Source organism: Sporocytophaga sp. (assembly GCF_017745095.1).
Taxonomy (GTDB): Bacteria; Bacteroidota; Bacteroidia; order Cytophagales; family Cytophagaceae; genus Sporocytophaga.
The window spans coordinates 1-4,541 of sequence record NZ_JAGHZZ010000049.1 but is presented as its reverse complement, the minus strand read 5'-3'; the positions used below and the strand labels follow the sequence as shown (position 1 = coordinate 4,541).

2 protein-coding genes are annotated in these 4,541 nt (G+C 35.9%); both read right to left on the bottom strand.

Annotated features, from left to right (window positions below; genetic code table 11):
- Positions 1–4,172: hypothetical protein (locus J7604_RS26085; RefSeq protein WP_293903275.1), on the bottom strand; the 4,172-nt coding region annotated here is incomplete at its 3' end.
- Positions 4,173–4,269: 97 nt separating this feature from the next.
- The coding region (locus J7604_RS26080) for a gliding motility-associated C-terminal domain-containing protein (protein ID WP_293903272.1) at positions 4,270–4,541 on the bottom strand (272 nt) is incomplete at its 5' end.

The following is a 4,541-nucleotide window of genomic DNA, read 5'->3' as shown; positions in this document are numbered from 1 at the left end:
CGAGCAACAGAGATGACGTTTGGATTGATTGGAGTGCAAGCATCTGCATCCCAGCTAAGAGTGACCGAGAACGGATTTGCTGTAACAGCATTAATATTCCAATATTCGCATTCACTTACGTCCATGACCGGACTGGTAAAGGCGGAACCGCTTGGCGAAAGATTAAAATATTCCATATAAATATCCGAACTGGCAGAAACCGGATCACTTATGATAACGGGTCTGTATCTTCCGTTCTTTCCTATTGGAAAGGTAAATGCCCCAGCACCAACCCTTCTAACTTTTCCTTCAACATAGCTTTGATTGGAAGCACCTGTAATATTGACTGGATTATTAATTCTAAAATAATAATCAGGAGTAGTAATAAAATTACCTTTGACGAAAGTAATGGGAGAACTAATACTAAGACTGGTGTTCATTGTGACATGATTATTGGATTTATTAATTTGTATGCCTCCGCTTCCAAATCCTAATACACCATAATTACATTTTATAGTCTGAGGCTGCTCGCCTTTAAAAACAGTAATACCTCCATTGCCACCGAATGAGTTGGGAGTCTGTCCAGGAGAGACATTATAAATAACATCTCCATAAAATTCTGAAGTGCCCGAGTATGAAGGATTTAAACTTCCGGTACTCTTTTTTATAAAAGTTGCATTCCCCATATAAATATCATTCACAAGTCCCAATCCTTGAGGGCCTTCATTAGTTGCTGTAAAATCAGAATAAAATATTGATCCTCCAAAGCTTGAACTATTATTACCTGCTATATCGTTTTTAACTAAAAATTCCACAGAACTATGAAAAATAGAAGATTTTAAACTTAGAGTTGATGAAGTAATCTTAAAATTACTATAGAATTCATTTTTTTCATCTATAAATAACTTTGCTCCCGATAAGTCCAGGATAAAATCTGGCGAACCTGCAGTTTGTCTTGTCGCTTTGAAATTCAATATCCCGGAATTGAAACCAACACTTGTAAGATGGCTATTAGAAGATAAATTCACATTAGCTCCATTAGCTGCTCCTGCTGTACAAAATTGAATTGCCCCAGTCGAAGTATTTGAAAGTTCTATATTGCTATTAAAATTACAAACCCCGTAATTAGCAATTATTATACCACCAGATGATGCATTTTTAAACTTTACAAGTTTGTCGATACCATTAAAATTAGTTGTATCAGAACCATTAGAAATTATTATACTTCCGGAAGCTCCCAAATTTTCAAATGTAACATTTCCATTAAAGGTCCAGTTTGTTTTGCCAATATATAAACCCCCATTATTAGAATTAGTAAAGGTAACATCAGTTTCAAAATAGGAATTTGGGTTACTTGCAGAGTTTCCGATACCGGATTTTGTAAAAGAAGAGATTCCTCTATAAATTCCACCTAGACCAAAATTAGGTGCACTCACAGTTATTTGCCCATTAAATTCAACCCCTTCTCCCAATGTCAGATATCCCGTACCTTCAGAACTTAAAATAATCTCTTGAGATGCGGAAGGATCAAGTTGTTTGAAATGTTTAATACTTAAACCTCCAGAACTGGTGAATCCTTCAGTACTAATTTCCTTACCATTGGCTAATGTTGAGCTCCCGCCGCCATTTCCGAATGAAATAGAACCGGTTCCGGTATTTTTACAATGGATATTTCCATCAAACTGAGTATTTACATTTTGACTCACAAACATTCCTCCGGATGAAGCATTCCAGAATGTAACATCATCGTAAAAATGATCCACTGTCCCTGAATATCCTGTCAAAACGTATGAGGAACCGGAGCTTTTGACTGTTACCTTTTTATGAAACTCATTTCCTCCATTCCAGTTATCAATGGTTCCTCCTGTCTTTTCAAAAAAACAAGTATCGTTAAATATTGATCCACCATATAAAATAATCCTTGAAGCCGATACATTTAACTTACCATTGAAAATTGAGCCAGGATCAAACCAGACCATTGAAGTTCCTTCTAAAACAATATCCTGTAAAGCATTACCATACTGAGTAAACTTTCTGAAATAAATATTTCCATATGTAAATGTTCCCGGTATAATTCTTATTGATTTACCATCTGCTAAAGTCGCTGTACCTGTACTTAAAGTACCGAATACAATATTCGCATTGGCGTTATTTGACAGCTCTACATCTGATTGTATTTCACATAACCCATACTGGCTAAAATAAAAAGAGCCCGCCGTTGCATTATTAACAGATGAGATACTCACCGATACCTTCTTGTCAGGATTTTCGAAAACAGTTTTGCTACCTGCTCCAGAAGACAATGTTATATTTCCTGTTCCGGTAATGTAGAAATAAGTATTTCCTTCAAAAGTAATAACTGGAGTCCCATAGCCAAGCATCATATTGGCAACTCCCTTATTCCTGATATAAGCATCACCTTTAAATGAGATCGGCTCAGTATTGGTATTATTAATAGCACCTGCTCCACTATAACACATAGATATATCTGTAGTACCTCTGTAGATTCCTCCCTGCAATAAAACCTGACGGGCCTCGAGTGTCAGGTTTCCTGAAAAATCACATCCGGATCGCATATATATATTATTGTTACTTCCATCACAAGGTAAAAGAAGAGATTGGGATGTCGTACCTTCCTGAATAAAATTTTTGATATCCAAAGTTCCCTGGGAAAAGCCCAAATCTTCTCCAACCCTTATCGTTCTTCCTGATTTCAAATATGTTTTTCCGGTCCCGTTTACCGTATAAATTGTCCCTCCATTCGAATTGACTTCTACGTTACAATCAATATTAGTCGTCCCATTCTCGGCCATCCTCACACTTCCAGATCTTGCTATGAATTTTACTTTTGCGGCCGGATTAGTAAAATTTACAGTTGCCCCGGTAGCATAAGCAAGCACTATTGCACCTGTCGATTTATTATCACAGGTAACATTTCCTGCGAATGTAGCAGTATTGGTACCGGTACTGTTACCTAAATAAATCGTCCCAACATTACTATTAATAAAAGCTGTTTCGCCTAAGTATTGGTCAGTTCCATTAAATGTCCAGTAACCATTTGGGGTTATATTATTAAAATTAAAAATAGATGATTTTTCATAAATGTTTCCACCCGTTGAAGTGGCTGTACTAGTTGCATTAAATGTTGCTGATTCTTTGAACCTTCCCCCATTCAAATGTATGATGGGAGAACTAACGGTAATTACAGATTCAAAGATTGTTTGTGGACTCACAACTCCATTACCTGATGTAAAAACACAATCTGCAGATCCTCCCAAATCAAGAACTTGCGGGGTTGAAGCTCCCTGTTGGATAAAGTTCTTCAGTGTAAGTACTCCCAACGTAAAACTACTCGCCTTAATCGTTTTACCACTAGTCAGAGTTGATGTAATCAAACTGTTGCTTGCCGAATTCCCAAAATAAACTCCAAGTCCTGTGGACTTCACAACAATATTTCCATTAAAGATTGTGCTATAGTTATAAGAAGCATAAATTAAACCGGTTGTAGATATCAATGTTAAGTCGTTATTAAATCGATCTTCTGCAAGGTCTGACAACCTTATTCCAGAATTGCCATTTGATTCAAGAGTTACAGGTCCATTAAAGGTGTTTCCACCTATTTTATAGTAACCAGTCGAATTACTTACTTTTAAAGAGATACTAGACATACTCCCAAATATATTATTAAGTAGGTATAGAGAACTAACATTGCCGCTAATTGCGCAATTAATAGTTGCACCTCCAACAGTCAAATTATAGCTGGTAACTGAACCCAATGCTATCTCGCCCGAACCATCAATAATAGTCCCTCCAGCAATAGAAGCAGAGCCTGTTACATTTAATGTAAAACCTGAACTTATTGTAAAAATTCCCGAAGTAACTGTAAATGTTCCTATTGTCTGATTGGAATTTAATTCTGGAGCATGATTATTGGTAGAAGCTACAATAGTAATATTATCAGAAGATCTAAAAACAACCTTGTTATTTGCATCTACAGGAACTTGTGCATTAGTAGGATTTGTAGGAGTCCAATTGGCAGGATCTTCCCAAGTGTTATTAGTCGAGTTTGCTTTCCATGTAAATGAATCAGCGTAAGCGCCAGTCCATGCAATTAATAAAAATAAAAGTGTAAGAATTCTAAAAGTTAATTGCTCACTATTACTCCAAAAACTTAATCTATTTAAACTATTCATTGACCTTTAAAAATACCCCTATTAACCAAAGTTACTTCATTTTATCAGCACAAGAAAAACTCTTCAAATATTCTTTTCCACAATCTTATTTCAATTCTTACATTCTTTTAAGAATCAACTGTCCCTGATAAATAACAGTACCGTTTACTTTTATATTAAACCTGTATGTACCATTGGCACAGGCTTCTCCATTGGTATCTTTTCCATCCCATTGAAGAAAAGTACTTTCTGGATATACCGTAACTCCTGAAGCATTGAGCACTTCAAGTTTTGTATTACTTAAATTTGGTACTGTTATCTTAAATACATTATTGGGTGCTGGATTAGAAGGCTTAAAGACAAGGCCTCCTTCAAGATTTGTTAAGATAA